Genomic DNA, 14,037 nt, shown 5'->3' with positions numbered 1-14,037 from the left:
GACACATAATACGATAAAGCATCAGCAATGATGAACATCGGTTTGATACTTGGTTATCGCTATTTCAAAAAAGAATTGTTAAAGATCCAAGCACGTATTCGCGTGTTTTGAGACAAGCTAACGATAAAACGTCAGCGCACAACACAGTGCACCTCGGAACAAACGCAAAACGAATTGCTTGACGATCATAGAGGCGTTGAACCACCTGATCCCATCCCGAACTCAGAAGTGAAAAGCGCCATCGCCGATGGTAGTGTGGGAGATCCCATGTGAGAGTAGGTCGTCGTCAAGCTTTATATTAAGAAGGCCCTGATAGCTAACGCTGTCAGGGCTTTTTTTCGTCTCAAGGAAAGTGTTTCGGAAAATTGTGAAGACACTGACTATAAGGCAATGAGAGGTCGTGTAGGGCTCTTATTCGTGGGTAAGCATAAGAACCTTAATAATGTTGCCAAGCTCTTTTGTGTATAGGGAGACGTTTGAAAATATATGATTCTGGGTGAAGCAATGCAATTTCTGATGAGCCTTTTCTTATATTACATGCATATAGTGTAATAAGTGATTTCATTTGGACGAGAAAAAACAAAATTTGATTTTTTCAATATTTAATAACGGTTTGATTAGCTATCTTGTGGAGGGAGCTCTCTACTTACGCATTGCTATGGGAGCGCGGTTTGCGGATTAATGTTTTAGATTGCGTCTATTTTAATCTACAGAAACTCATGATAAGGCTAATGCAACTAGTAATAATAGGGGGGGGGGATCTTCAAGTTATGCTTGAAATATAAAATAGAACTCATTCTCCTGCGATAACTTATCCTGAAAAACGTTTGGAAGTGATTTTTAAATAAGATTTCTTAGATATATTTATAGATATTTTTCCGACTCTCATTTAGTAATAAATGCTTATAATACATAGAGATAGCTTTTTTTTGAGATTTTAGATAACCCCTATTTTATCTAAATAGATAAAAATTATGGAAAACATGATTGACCCAGTGACTCAAAGCGGACTACAATCAATTTCGTTTAAAAGAGTTGGCAATATTTATGTCCAGAGTTGCGAATATTACGTCATGTATGTTCGGTCCTGTTAAGTCATAAGTAATACCGAGTTTTTTTAGCACTATAACGTAGATGATTTACATCTTCGTATAAATTAACTTAACCTACAGGATAAACAGACATGTCTGACGTAGTAACTGGTACAGTAAAATTTTTCAACGAAACTAAAGGTTTCGGTTTCATCACTCAGGATCAAGGTCCTGATGTTTTTGTTCATTTCTCTGCAATCAACACTTCTGGTTTCAAAACTTTGGCTGAAGGCCAAAAAGTTGAATTCCAAGTAGCTCAAGGCAAAAAAGGCCCTGAAGCTCAAAACGTTACTCCTTTATAAGGTAACGTTGCTGAGGATACTCTCAGCAGTGCGAATGCTAAAAAGCGACTTTTAAAGTCGCTTTTTTTGTTTTTATAGGTTGGTATTTGATTTGTTTAAAGCTATAAGGGGGCTTCTACAATAATACTTTAAAGTACTGGCTAGATGTTCTGAGGGAGGAAAATATGGCTACGAAATCATTGCAAGAACAATTATTAGGTATTGGGCTTGTTGATAAAAAGAAAGTTAAGAAGTTAAAGGCGGAATCTTTACAGCTCAAGCAGAAAATTAAAAAAGGTAAAGCCTTAGCGACTGGAGATGATGGCCGTCAAGAGGAGTTGAAGCGTCAAAGGGAAGAAAAAGCTGAGAAAGATAGAGCTTTGAATATGGAGCGACAAAAGCTCGCTGAGCAGAAAGCAATACAGGGGCAAATTCGACAAATGATAGAGCAAAATCGAATTCGAAAGCAGGATGGGGATATTGCTTATCATTTCACAGATAATAAAAAGGTAAAGCAGCTATATATTAGTCAATCCATGCACGATGACTTGAGTCGAGGTCGGTTGGCAATTGTTAAGCTTGAGCAGCAGTATGAACTTGTTCCTGAGCCTGTTGCTGTAAAGATAACTGAGCGTGATCCATCTTATGTGCTTGTTTGTAATAACCGGGTTGAAAGTATTGATGACGATCCCTATGCTGACTTTCAGATTCCTGATGATTTGATGTGGTAAATATATTTTTATGCTTGGAGGGTTTTTAGCCCTCTAGCCCCGCCTTTTTCTACTTTCTTTATTTCCCTTTGATAGCTTTCATTCGGCATTAAGTGTCTATTTTACGATGTGTTTCTAGAGTGACTATTTAGTATTTTATACATTTAGTTGTTTTATGCACATTCTGATCGAATTATTTTTAATCTATTGTTTTTTTTGTTTTTGCACGGCTATTTTTCATACAAAAAATCCTTTATATATGATATATTTCACGAAATAAGCATTTATAGTGGATACTTGATGCAATTAGCTTGCATGTGGTTGTCTATTTCTACGAAATGTTTAAATTGTTTGATTGTTGCTTGCACATATCAAGCGCCTACAAGAAAAGCGTACACACATTTAAAAGGGAAACGAGAATGAAAAAATCGATTATTGCTATTGCTGTATCAAGTGCAGCACTTGCTTCTGTATCAGTTCAAGCTGCTGAAGGTTCTACAGTAGATGTTTACGGTAACATCCAGTACGTATACGTTGATAAAGAAGCTGGCGGAAACTTTGAAGACAATGGTTCAACTATTGGCTTGAAAGGCGACACGAAAATCAATGACGATTTGACTGCTTTCTTCAAATATGAAATTGAAATCAAAGCTGATCAAAAATCTGGCCTTACTGATTCTGGTAAATCTAACTTAGACCAAGCGTATGTTGGTTTGAAGGGTTCTTTCGGTAAAGTTCAAATTGGTTCGTTTGATACTATTTATAACAATGCTATCCAAGATAAGATCAACCAGTTTGAGTATTTAAGCCCAACAAAAGCTTCTAATTCCTCAGAAGGTGACACTATTGCCTTCTTTACACCTTCTATGGGTGGCTTTGAAATGCAAGTAGCTATTCAAGTTAAGGGTAAAGCTAGTGAAACAAATACTGCAGCTAATCCTAATGGCGATAACATGTCGAGCATGACTGTTTTGAAATACTCAACAGATATGTTCTCTGTTGCCTTAGCTCATGATACTCGTAGCAATATTGCAGGTCCTACTACATCTAAAAATGCTAAAGCGACAACTGGTCTAGCTTTGACTGTTTTGCCACTAGAAAATCTTTCTGTTACTGCTAAATATGAAACAACAGAAAGTACTCAGGATATCCTAGGTCTAGCTGCTCGTTACGGTTACGGTGCTGGTGATGTATATGCTTCTTACCAAAATGTAGATCCTGATGCTGCTGGTTCTAGTAGCTTTAATGAATATGCTGCTGGTGTAACTTATGACCTAGCATCAAATGTTTATGTATATGCTGAATTAGGTGAGTTTGAAAATGCTACATCTAGCACTACAGACACTCAAACAGCTGTTGGTGTTTACTACGGTTTCTAAGATCTTCTCCTAGAGGATTTTATTTACTCTAAGGCTCCTATCTAATAATAAGGTGGGAGCCTTATGTTAAGTAAGATCATTCAAGGTTCCATATTTCTTCTCTTGTAGGCGGATTTGTTGGAACATTTTTCGGCACCAGGTGGCAGCATCTGGTGCTTTTTTTATGTCTGATATTTAGGTTTTTGTTATTAATAAAAACTTGATTGTTATTTGATCAAACCGTTAAACTGATTTTTTAATATGAGATTGGCGGTCAGTTATGCTTAACATGGATTTTGCTCAGACAGTATTCATGGATACGGATAAAATTAATTGGATCGCTAGTCCTATGTCTGGTGTTTATAGAAAGCCTTTAGCAAGAGAGGAGGCAGAGCGAGGTCATGCAACGAGTCTTGTTAGATATGAGGCTGGCTCGGTATTTCGTGCTCACCCACATCCTCTTGGAGAAGAAATACTGGTTTTAAATGGTGTTTTTTCGGATGAAAAAGGTGATTTTAAAGCAGGAAGCTATTTTAGAAATCCTCCCGGGAGTAGTCATGCTCCTCATAGCCGTGATGGCTGCTTTTTACTGGTTAAATTACATCAGTTTCAAGTCTCCGATTTAAATCAAATCTATATAGATACTCCTAATATCTGGTCATCTCAAAAATCCGAAGTTGTTCCTCTTTACGAATTTGGCGCTGAGCGAGTTTGGTTTGTTCGTATTCAGAATGGTGAAGATATATTAAGTGAATTGGACTTAGCGACTTCCGTTGAGTTATTTATTCTATCTGGGCAAGCTGAGTACGGAGACCTTCAAATGGCTTCTGGAGCATGGCTACGAGAGCCTAGCTTCAGATTAGATCATTGGGTTGTGCCGTCAAATTGCTTTATTTGGTTAAAGTCAGGCCATTTCTAAATCCTACTATTCTTTATTGAGACTTAAATGAAAAATATTGTACCTGAGCAAGATAGAGTTTATTTACCCATTGCTGAAAGTAATCAAGTATATCCAGTTGGTCGTGTTTATTGTGTTGGCCGTAATTACGCTGAACATTCAAAAGAAATGGGTGATGACCCTGAAAGAGATCCACCATTCTTTTTTGCAAAAGATTCCTCTTGTGTTGTACCTGCTTGCTTTTCTGAATCAACTCTTATTACTTATCCCATGGCTACATCACAGTTTGAGTATGAGGTGGAGCTTGTTATTGCGATAGGAAAGGGTGGTCGTAATTTAACGATGCAGCAATCTAGAGAGGCCATTCTCGGTTATGCAGTAGGTTTGGATATGACTCGTCGAGATCTTCAGTCGCAAGCTAAAAAGAAAGGACGTCCTTGGGAGGTGGGTAAATCATTTGATGAGTCTGCACCAATAAGCCCTATTTTATTAAAAACAGACTTACTTGCTGATAATGTTTCAAAGGCTGAAATTGGATTAAAAGTTAATGGTGATCTTAAGCAAATTAGCAATGTTACAAACTTAACTTGGTCTATTGAAGAGGTTATTTGTAAGTTATCAGAGGTCTTTGAGTTACGACCAGGTGATTTAATAATGACGGGGACGCCTGAGAATGTAGGGGCTGTAGTTGTTGGGGATGAAATGCAGGCTTGGGTTGAGCATTTGGGTGAAATCAGAGTAAGTGTTACTGGTTGAATTTAGTGAATTTATTAGATAATTCTGCCGCTGCTGGATGCTTGTATTCAGTCAAAATATGAATAGCGACTTCAGCAGTGCAAAGACCGATGTTTTTTTGATTACGGCGTTTGTTGTATACGGATTTTACACCTTGAATTTCATGATGTTTGAATTTTTGTAGGTAGGGAGATTGATTGTATATTTTGCGAGCTTGTTGCCAGGTTCCGTCAATAATAATGGTGTTATTCTTGGATATCTGGCTATCACTAACAGCTTTTTGCTCTTCATTTTCACACAAATAAATTAGTAGAGTGTCGGATGGTGATAGGTTTAATATCGCTTCATCTGGCGCGACTCTGGACCATACGATAATTTCACACTCTTTTCCTAGGGTTTCTTTTACTAGTCTTCCTGTTCCTGATGTTTTTTTTAGTTCTTCACTGTGTGTGAGTAGCCAAATCTTCATTAATATTTTCGCTTCAATAAATCGGCAATTATACATATCTCTAGATGAACTAGAAAATAAGAAAGCCTGATGTCGATTTAGTTATAAGTTAACCAAAACGACATCAGGCTTTTACAAAGTAAAATTATTCTTTGCCAATAGAGCCTATTTTATGAATGGATAAATCTGCCCCGTTAAATTCATCTTCTTCACTAAGGCGTAATCCGCTTACTAATTTAACTATTCCATAAACAATGAATCCGCTTAGTGTTGCTATTGCAATTCCACCAGAGCTTCCTACGAGTTGAGATAGGAAGCTAACACCACCTAACCCACCAAGTGCCTCAGATCCAAAAATACCTGCTGCAATGCCTCCCCAGGCTCCACAAACGCCATGTAGAGGCCAAACACCGAGAACATCATCTGTGTGTTTGAATTTTTGCTGAATAATAGTAAACAAAGTAGTAAATATTACACCGGCAAACGCTCCTGTGGCTAAAGCGCCAATAGGGTGCATTATGTCGGAACCTGCGCATACGGCAACTAAACCTGCTAAGGGGCCGTTGTGGATAAAGCCTGGGTCATTTTTTCCAAATAACATGGCTGCTATAATGCCACCAACCATCGCCATTAAAGAATTAACAGCCACTAAACCGCTTACGCCATCAAGTGTTTGTGCTGACATGACGTTAAAACCAAACCAACCTATGCAAAGTATCCAAGCGCCTAAGGCCAAAAATGGGATGTTGGACGGTGCGAATGCGACTAATTTTCCGTGTCTAAAACGGCCTCTGCGTGTACCAAGTAGGATAATGGCAGCAAGGGCAACCCAGCCCCCAAAAGCATGAACGACAACGGAGCCTGCAAAGTCATGAAAAGGCGCCCCGTATTGTTTTTCTAGCCAATCTTGAAGACCATAATTACCATTCCATACAATGCCTTCAAAAAATGGATAGGCAATGCCAACAATTATTGCTGCAGAAATTAGCATGGGATAAAATTTTGCTCGCTCAGCAACACCACCAGAAATTATGGCAGGTATCGCAGCAGCAAAAGTCATGAGGAAAAAAAACTTTACTAAACTATAGCCATGCTCCTGCGATAGTACTGTTGCACTGTCAAAAAAATTAATGCCATAGGCAATTTGATAGCCAACAAAAAAGTAAACGAGCGCCGAAATTGCAAAATCAGTCATTATTTTGACTAACGCATTTACTTGATTCTTATGCCGTACCGTTCCCACTTCTAAAAAAGCGAACCCTGCATGCATGGCGAATACCATTATGGCGCCAAGTAGTATAAAAAGAGTATTTGAACTGGAAACTAGCATCTCTACTGCACTGTTTGTGGATGTCAAAGGTGGCTCCTAACGTTTGTTTTTGCACCGAAAAGGTTTGCTATTGTCCTTAATTGCTCTTTTTTGGGGCTTTATTGGTTTTTTTAGATTGTTTAATTCAAATTTATTTTGGATTAAGCAATAAACGTTCCATCTGTGCTTTTATTTGGTGCTATTTAATTAAACTCTTCCTAAATTGCACTGTTTTGAAGTTTTGAAGTTTTGAAGTTTTGAAGTTTTGGGAGTTTTTGTTGTTTTATGGCTTAGTATGGTTATGATTTTCGGTTGGCTTTATAGGATAGGGCTAATATTTTGGTTGAGCGTTATTACTTTTTTTAACAATACTTGTTTTTCATCCGCTTTCTATTTTATTTTTTACGACTTATTATCGATGAGTTGGTGTATTTTTTAGGATAAATCTTAACTTAATATGCTTAACATTCAGAAGTTACTCAAGCTTTAAAGGCTTTTAGCATAGTTAAAAGATTGCCCATTTAAGGGCAACATAAATAATGAGGTTGTTATGTCAGGTCAGTTAGTATCAGGTATTGTTAAATGGTTTAATGATGAAAAAGGATTTGGTTTTATTGAGCGTGAAGGCGGACCTGATGTTTTCGTTCATTTTCGTTCAATAAATGGTAGTGGTCGTCGCACTTTACAAGAAGGTCAAAAAGTAACGTTCGAAGTGACCCAAGGACAGAAAGGTCCCCAAGCTGAGAATGTTACACCAGTTTAATTAAGCTTTTGATTGACCAAAAAACCATGCGCTTGAATATCTTACTTTATATGAGGTATTTATTATGAGCATGGTTTTTTTATGTTTATAATTTGTATAGCTTATAAAAAGTAGGAGATATTTTTGCTGCCGGTTTTGTATTCGTTTAGGCGTTGTCCTTATGCAATGCGCTCTAGATATGCGCTAGCTGAACTGAATGTCTATGTGTATTTGCGCGAGGTGGTTTTAAAGTCTAAACCGCCAGAATTATTGTTATTGGGAGGGCGTTCGACGGTTCCTCAGTTAATTGACCTTGATGGGGCGCGATATCCTGAGAGCTTGGATATTATTTTTTGGGCTCTAGCGCGGGCAGGTGATAAGCAAAAGGCTGATGAATTGTGGCCTGCAGACAGTCAGAAACGGCATCGAATAATGTCTTGGGTTACTTACAATGATCATTTTTTTAAGTACTGGCTGGATAGATATAAATATGCGGATCGACACCCAGAACGTAGCGAAGCCTATTATCGCGGTAGAGGAGCGGTATTTTTGTCTCGACTGGAAAAGCGTTTAGAAAATAGGGTATTTATAGCAGGTGAGGCGAGAAGTTTGGCGGATATTGCCATTTTTCCCTTCATCCGTCAGTTTGCAGCTGTGAATCCGAAATGGTTTGATTTGTCTGAGTACACTAATGTGAAACGTTGGCTTGCTTATTTCGTAAACTCGGATAGGTTTATTTCTGTAGTCATGGCAAAACATCCAGCTTGGCACGCAGGGCAAGAAAATACTCTGTACCCTGCTACCTAACTAAAAATACTCTGTACCCTGCTACCTAACTAGATGGTATCTAGTTAATTAGACCAAATGAAACCCAGTATAGAAACCCGGGGTCAGCATCGCTTGGTAGCTTCAGGGTGACAAAGTTACCATTATTGTCAATGTACGATGTATTTGGAAAATTTTGTTTTAATACTGCTAGATTGGTTTGTGCCAAATCTGTTTGTTTCAAATCATTGTATGATTGAATGCTTATGGCCAGCGCTTCCTCTACAGAGCGTGTGCTTGGGTAATGTTGAATTACTTCTTGGCTACGACGTAGTGCAGAAAGCGGTGCTTTCCTTTTAAGGTAATAGCGTGCCACTTGTAGTTCGTGACGGGCCACCATTTCTCGCAAATAATACATACGTGCTTTTGCATCAGGAGCATAAGTGCTTTTGGGAAAACGAGATGTAAAATCTGCAAGTTCATTAAATGCTTTGGCAAGTTCTTTCGAATCTCTTTCACTTGGATCAAGATTTAAGTAGCGAGACATTAAGCTTTCTGCACCTTTGTAGGTTGATAAAGCACGCATATAATAAGCATAATCTACAGAATCGTGTTCTGGATGATTTTTGATAAATCGCTCAGCTGATGCATGAGCTGCGATAAAATCGCTTGCCTCCATTTGTGCGTAAATTAAGTCTAATTCCGCGCGAGTACTAAATTCACCAAATGGATAGCGAGAATCTAAATCTTTTAGGTGTTTAATGGCGGTAGTAGGAAGATTTTCTTTTAGAGCTTGCTGAGCTTTGTCGTAATAGACGCGTTCAGGTAGGTCTGGTTCTTGTACCTGTTTGCTTGAACAGGCAACAATGAATAAAGAAAAACTAACTATTCCAGAGAATCGGAGCAACGAGTGATGAAATCCCATGTATAATCAAAACCTTGATATGGTAGTAGGTAAGCCTCAATCGGCATTTTGTAGCGTTATATTGCGAAAGATGATGAAGTGCAAGGCGCTACACGTTTTTTCACATTCAAGCCCAATGATAAATTTATTGAGCTGAAAACAACAGACTAAAGTACATTGTATGGCAGAGCGCATAGTAAAAGAAGCCCAAGTTCCTTTCGATTTGGGTGGCAACCGTTTCGATCAGATCGCAACAGAATTGTTTAGTGACTATTCTCGTTCGCGGATACAGAGCTGGATCAAAGAAGGTGTCTTGAAGGTCGATGGTAAAATCACTAAACCAAAAGAAAAATTATTTGGCGGTGAAGTAGTGACATTGGATATTGTTATCGAAGCTCAAGAAGAGCATGAAGCTCAAGCAATGGATCTCGATGTTGTTTATGAAGATGATGACATCATGATCATAAACAAGCCTGCGGGTTTGGTTGTGCATCCTGCTGTTGGTAACCGAGATGGTACTTTGATGAATGCGATTCTTCATCATGCACCAGAGACGGCTCATATTCCGCGTGCTGGTATCGTGCATCGCCTTGATAAAGAAACAACTGGTTTGATGGTGGTTGCTAAGACTTTGGCTGCGCAAACAGATCTTGTGACTCAGTTGCAAGAGCGTAGTATGGGTCGTGAATACGAAGCAGTTTCTATTGGTGTGATGACTGGCGGTGGTGTTGTGGATGAGCCTATCGGTCGTCATCCACATAATCGTCAAAAACAAGCGGTAGAGCCTGTTAATGGTAAAGATGCGGTAACGCATTATCGCTTAGTTGAGCGTTTTAAAAATCACACGCATATTCGTTTAAAGCTAGAAACAGGGCGCACTCATCAAATTCGCGTTCATATGGCGTTTATTCAATATCCGTTGGTTGGCGACCCTCAATATGGTGGTCGTTTGAAAATGCCAAAGGCGTGTTCTCCTGAGTTGCAGGATGAGCTACGTCATTTCCGTCGCCAAGCATTGCATGCTAAAAAATTAGAATTGTCTCATCCGATTACTGGCGAATGGATGGAATGGGAAATTGATTTACCAGATGATATGAAGAAACTATTAGACGCCCTTAAGAAAGATATGGTGGAGTCTGGTAGTAACGACTCTGAATATTTCTAATTTGGTCGTGTTATAGAGGCAGCTTCGGCTGCCTTTTTTATTTTTTATTTTTTATTTTTGGAGATTATAATGTCTTCTCATGCCTCATCTTATATTAGCCCTACTTGGCCTGCGCCTTCATCTGTTCGTGCTTATGTCTCCACTCGTATTGGTGGAGTTAGTAGCGTGCCGTTTGATAGTCTGAATCTAGGTCTTCATGTACAGGATGATCCTGCTGCGGTTCAGCAGAATCGCCAACTGTTCGCTTCTTATATTGATATGCCAGATTCAATGACTTGGCTAAATCAGGTGCATGGTACGGATGTGGCCTGCTTGCCTTGTGAGTCTTTGCCAGATAGTGCTGATGCGGCTGTTTCTAGCTTTGCTAATCAGGTTTGTGCTGTGCTAACGGCGGATTGTTTGCCAGTATTTTTCTGCAATCAAGCTGGGACGCAGGTAGCTGTGGCTCATGCTGGTTGGCGTGGACTTTGTACTGGTGTTTTAGAATCTACCTTGACGCAGTTTGATGAAAAGGACGGTGTTATGGTTTGGCTGGGGCCGGCTATTGGGCCAAATGCTTTTGAAGTGGGAGATGAGGTGCGAGAGGCGTTTATGTCAGTTATTTCAGATGCTGAAGCGGCTTTTAAGCCTGCTGATGAAGCTGGTAAGTGGCTAGGTGATTTGTATTTATTGGCGAAACAGCGTTTAGTGGCCGCAGGTATTACACAAATATACGGTGGCGACTATTGTACGTTTACCGATGAGGAGCGTTTTTATTCTTATCGGCGTGATGGTAAAACAGGGCGAATGGCCTCTGTTATTTGGATTGCTGAGTAGATAATCCTCTGTTTTATTGATGGGTGTCAAAAAAATGACACTAAGGATCTTGAAAAGTCATTTTTAAAGGCTATTAAGTTTTTAATTGAAATATTCCATCTTATTTTACAAAGGATGTCAGGTCATGCGTATAGATCGTTTAACCAGTAAATTACAACTAGCACTTTCCGATGCTCAATCCGTCGCACTTGGGCAAGATCACTCTTATATCGAACCACTTCATTTAATGATGGCTCTGCTGGATCAACAGGGTGGTAGTACTCGTCCGATTCTTCAGCAAGCAGGTATTCCTGTTGCTAAATTCCGTGAGAGCCTCAATGAGCTATTGTCTCGTCTTCCAAAAGTAAATGATCACGACGGCAATGTGCAGATGTCTCCGGAGTTGGGTAGATTGCTTAACTTAGCTGACAAAGAGGCGCAGAAGCGAAAAGATCAATATATATCTTCTGAGCTCGTGTTGATGGCGATGTTTGATGGTAAAGATGACCTTGCAAAAAGTTTAAAAGCAAGTGGTGTCACTAAGGCAGATATCGCAGTGGTAATTGATAGTATTCGAGGTGGTGATTCTGTGAATGATCCAGATGCAGAAGAAAACCGTCAAGCGTTAGACAAGTATACCGTCGATTTAACAGCACGAGCAGCGGAAGGAAAACTTGATCCGGTTATTGGTCGAGATGACGAAATACGCCGTACTATTCAAGTTTTGCAGCGTCGTCGTAAGAATAACCCTGTTTTGATTGGTGAGCCTGGTGTGGGTAAAACCGCTATTGTCGAAGGCTTGGCGCAGCGAATCATTAACGGCGAAGTGCCTGGAGGTCTGAAAAATAAGCGAGTTTTGTCTCTTGATATGGCCGCTTTGATTGCTGGTGCTAAATATCGAGGTGAGTTTGAGGAGCGTCTAAAAACCCTTCTTAATGAGCTTGCTAAGCAAGAAGGCCAAGTGATTTTATTTATTGATGAAATTCATACTATGGTTGGTGCAGGTAAGTCTGAAGGTTCAATGGACGCCGGCAATATGCTTAAACCTGCTCTTGCTCGTGGCGAGTTACATTGCGTTGGCGCGACAACATTGAATGAATATCGCCAGTACATTGAAAAAGATGCGGCATTGGAAAGACGATTCCAAAAAGTGCTGGTGGAAGAGCCAAGTGTATTGGATTCCATTGCTATTTTACGTGGTCTAAAAGAGCGCTACGAAGTCCATCATGGTGTTGATATCACCGATTCTGCCATCATTGCAGCCGCCAAGCTTTCGCAACGCTATATTACAGATCGTCAATTGCCGGATAAGGCGATTGATTTGATTGATGAGGCTGGTAGTCGCATTCGCATGGAAATGGATTCTAAGCCAGAAGACATGGATCGTTTAGAGCGTCGCTTGATTCAATTGAAGATTGAAAAAGAAGCGCTTAAAAAAGAAAAAGATAAAGCGTCCAAGCTTCGCTTGGAGGAGTTGGATGTTGAAATTGATAGCTTGCAGAAACAGTTTTCTGATTTAGAAGAGATCTGGAATGCCGAAAAAGCTGCAGTGCAAGGTGCTCAAAAACTTAAAGAAGATCTTGAAACCGTGCGTCATGAAATGGAAGAAGCTCGCCGTAGTGGCAATTTAGCGAAAATGTCAGAGCTCCAATATGGTGTAATTCCAATGTTAGAGGCTGAAATAGAAAAAGCCAGTAAGGCGGAAGAAACCACAGAAACGCGATTGCTGAAAAGACGTGTTACCGAGGAAGAGATTGCGACGGTCGTTTCGCGATGGACAGGTATTCCGGTAGATAAAATGCTTGAAGGAGAGCGTGATAAATTGTTGCGTATGGAAGATGCGTTACATGAATCTGTTATGGGTCAGGATGAAGCCGTTTTAGCTGTTTCTAACGCAGTTCGTCGCTCTCGCTCCGGTTTGTCTGACCCTAATCGACCTAATGGCTCTTTCCTCTTCTTGGGCCCTACAGGAGTGGGTAAGACTGAGTTATGTAAATCTCTGGCGCGGTTCCTTTTTGATACTGAACAGGCCATGGTTCGAATCGATATGTCTGAATTTATGGAAAAACACTCTGTTGCTCGTTTGATTGGTGCGCCTCCAGGCTATGTGGGTTATGAAGAGGGTGGTTATCTGACTGAAGCGGTAAGACGCCGACCTTATTCAGTGTTATTACTGGATGAAGTGGAGAAAGCGCATCCTGATGTTTTCAATATTCTTTTGCAGGTTCTGGATGACGGCCGATTAACCGATGGGCAAGGACGTACTGTGGACTTTAGAAACACTGTGATTGTCATGACGTCGAACTTGGGTTCTGATTTGATTCAAGAGTATCGGTCTGCTGATCAATATGAAGAAATTAAAGCAAAAGTGATGGAGGTGGTTGGAATGCACTTCCGTCCTGAGTTTATTAACCGTATCGATGAGACCGTTGTTTTCCATCCATTGATGAAGTCGCAAATTAAAGGTATTGCTACAGTTCAGCTCTCGCATTTGAATGATAGACTGGCTGAAATGGGGATGTCGTTGGTATTAACGGATGCCGCGTCCGATCAGTTGGTTGAGGTGGGTTATGATCCTGTATACGGTGCTCGTCCATTGAAACGTGCGATACAGAAATGGATAGAAAACCCACTGGCAAATGAGTTGCTATCAGGACATTTTGTTACGGGAGATAGTATTGTTGCGGATGTTTCTGAAGGCGTGATTAGCTTCTCTAAAGCTAAATAGTATTAGATTTAATATTTTACAAATAATGTAAAAAATCCCGCTGAAATATTTTGATTTCAGCGGGATTTTTATTTTGAAAACTAGTGGCTAAGATTAGAGCCTAGAGAG

General features: G+C 39.9%; 13 protein-coding genes and 1 rRNA gene. 11 read left to right on the top strand and 3 right to left on the bottom strand.

What is annotated here, in order from left to right; genetic code table 11:
• Positions 1-177: 177 nt before the first annotated feature.
• The 6 genes from rrf (at position 178) to BUA59_RS21965 (ending at position 5,094) form a co-directional block, all read left to right on the top strand.
• A 5S ribosomal RNA gene (gene rrf / locus BUA59_RS21990) occupies positions 178-292 on the top strand.
• A gap of 891 nt (positions 293-1,183) precedes the next feature.
• Positions 1,184-1,393 (top strand): cold-shock protein, encoded by a 210-nt coding sequence (locus BUA59_RS21985; RefSeq protein ID WP_012071288.1) that lies wholly within the window; start codon positions 1,184-1,186, stop codon positions 1,391-1,393.
• A 164-nt stretch (positions 1,394-1,557) separates the two neighbouring features.
• Complete coding sequence (locus BUA59_RS21980; RefSeq protein WP_072842147.1) at positions 1,558-2,103, top strand: DUF2058 domain-containing protein; 546 nt, start codon at positions 1,558-1,560, stop codon at positions 2,101-2,103.
• Positions 2,104-2,501: 398 nt separating this feature from the next.
• On the top strand, positions 2,502-3,461 hold the full coding sequence (locus tag BUA59_RS21975; protein WP_072842145.1) for a porin: 960 nt from the start codon (positions 2,502-2,504) through the stop codon (positions 3,459-3,461).
• Positions 3,462-3,720: 259 nt separating this feature from the next.
• Entirely contained in the window at positions 3,721-4,359 is a 639-nt protein-coding gene (locus tag BUA59_RS21970) for a cupin domain-containing protein (RefSeq protein ID WP_072842143.1), read from the top strand.
• A gap of 27 nt (positions 4,360-4,386) precedes the next feature.
• Positions 4,387-5,094, top strand: coding sequence for a fumarylacetoacetate hydrolase family protein (locus BUA59_RS21965; protein ID WP_072842141.1), 708 nt, complete (start codon positions 4,387-4,389; stop codon positions 5,092-5,094).
• Here BUA59_RS21965 and BUA59_RS21960 read toward each other — a convergent pair.
• Positions 5,084-5,578, bottom strand: coding sequence for a tRNA-uridine aminocarboxypropyltransferase (locus BUA59_RS21960; protein WP_072842139.1), 495 nt, complete (start codon positions 5,576-5,578; stop codon positions 5,084-5,086). The genes BUA59_RS21965 and BUA59_RS21960 overlap by 11 nt on opposite strands.
• Before the next feature lie 88 nt (positions 5,579-5,666).
• Positions 5,667-6,878 (bottom strand): ammonium transporter, encoded by a 1,212-nt coding sequence (locus tag BUA59_RS21955; RefSeq protein ID WP_072842137.1) that lies wholly within the window; start codon positions 6,876-6,878, stop codon positions 5,667-5,669.
• 502 nt (positions 6,879-7,380) lie between these two features.
• On the opposite strand from BUA59_RS21955, the gene BUA59_RS21950 reads away from it, so the two are divergent.
• Together BUA59_RS21950 and BUA59_RS21945 are read left to right on the top strand one after the other, a co-directional pair.
• Positions 7,381-7,593: a cold-shock protein gene (locus tag BUA59_RS21950; RefSeq protein ID WP_012071281.1), complete on the top strand. Its 213-nt coding sequence runs from the start codon at positions 7,381-7,383 to the stop codon at positions 7,591-7,593.
• A 123-nt stretch (positions 7,594-7,716) separates the two neighbouring features.
• A complete protein-coding gene (locus tag BUA59_RS21945; RefSeq protein ID WP_084122642.1) occupies positions 7,717-8,379 on the top strand; it encodes a glutathione S-transferase in 663 nt (220 codons plus the stop codon).
• A gap of 40 nt (positions 8,380-8,419) precedes the next feature.
• Here BUA59_RS21945 and BUA59_RS21940 read toward each other — a convergent pair whose 3' ends face one another.
• Positions 8,420-9,262 carry an outer membrane protein assembly factor BamD gene (locus BUA59_RS21940; protein ID WP_072842135.1) on the bottom strand — a complete coding sequence of 281 codons (843 nt, stop codon included), beginning with the start codon at positions 9,260-9,262 and terminating at the stop codon, positions 8,420-8,422.
• A gap of 160 nt (positions 9,263-9,422) precedes the next feature.
• On the opposite strand from BUA59_RS21940, the gene rluD reads away from it, so the two are divergent.
• The 3 genes from rluD (at position 9,423) to clpB (ending at position 13,929) form a co-directional block, all read left to right on the top strand.
• Positions 9,423-10,406 (top strand): 23S rRNA pseudouridine(1911/1915/1917) synthase RluD, encoded by a 984-nt coding sequence (gene rluD / locus BUA59_RS21935; RefSeq protein ID WP_072842133.1) that lies wholly within the window; start codon positions 9,423-9,425, stop codon positions 10,404-10,406.
• A gap of 69 nt (positions 10,407-10,475) precedes the next feature.
• The gene (gene pgeF, locus BUA59_RS21930) at positions 10,476-11,222 is read left to right on the top strand and encodes a peptidoglycan editing factor PgeF (protein ID WP_072842131.1); all 747 of its coding nucleotides are present in this window, start codon (positions 10,476-10,478) and stop codon (positions 11,220-11,222) included.
• Between the two features lie 124 nt (positions 11,223-11,346).
• Positions 11,347-13,929 carry an ATP-dependent chaperone ClpB gene (gene clpB, locus BUA59_RS21925; protein ID WP_072842129.1) on the top strand — a complete coding sequence of 861 codons (2,583 nt, stop codon included), beginning with the start codon at positions 11,347-11,349 and terminating at the stop codon, positions 13,927-13,929.
• Positions 13,930-14,037: the final 108 nt, after the last annotated feature.

Source organism: Marinomonas polaris DSM 16579, assembly GCF_900129155.1.
GTDB lineage: Bacteria > Pseudomonadota > Gammaproteobacteria > Pseudomonadales > Marinomonadaceae > Marinomonas > Marinomonas polaris.
The sequence above is the reverse complement of the archived record's forward strand: the minus strand, read 5'-3'. Positions and strand labels throughout refer to the sequence as shown.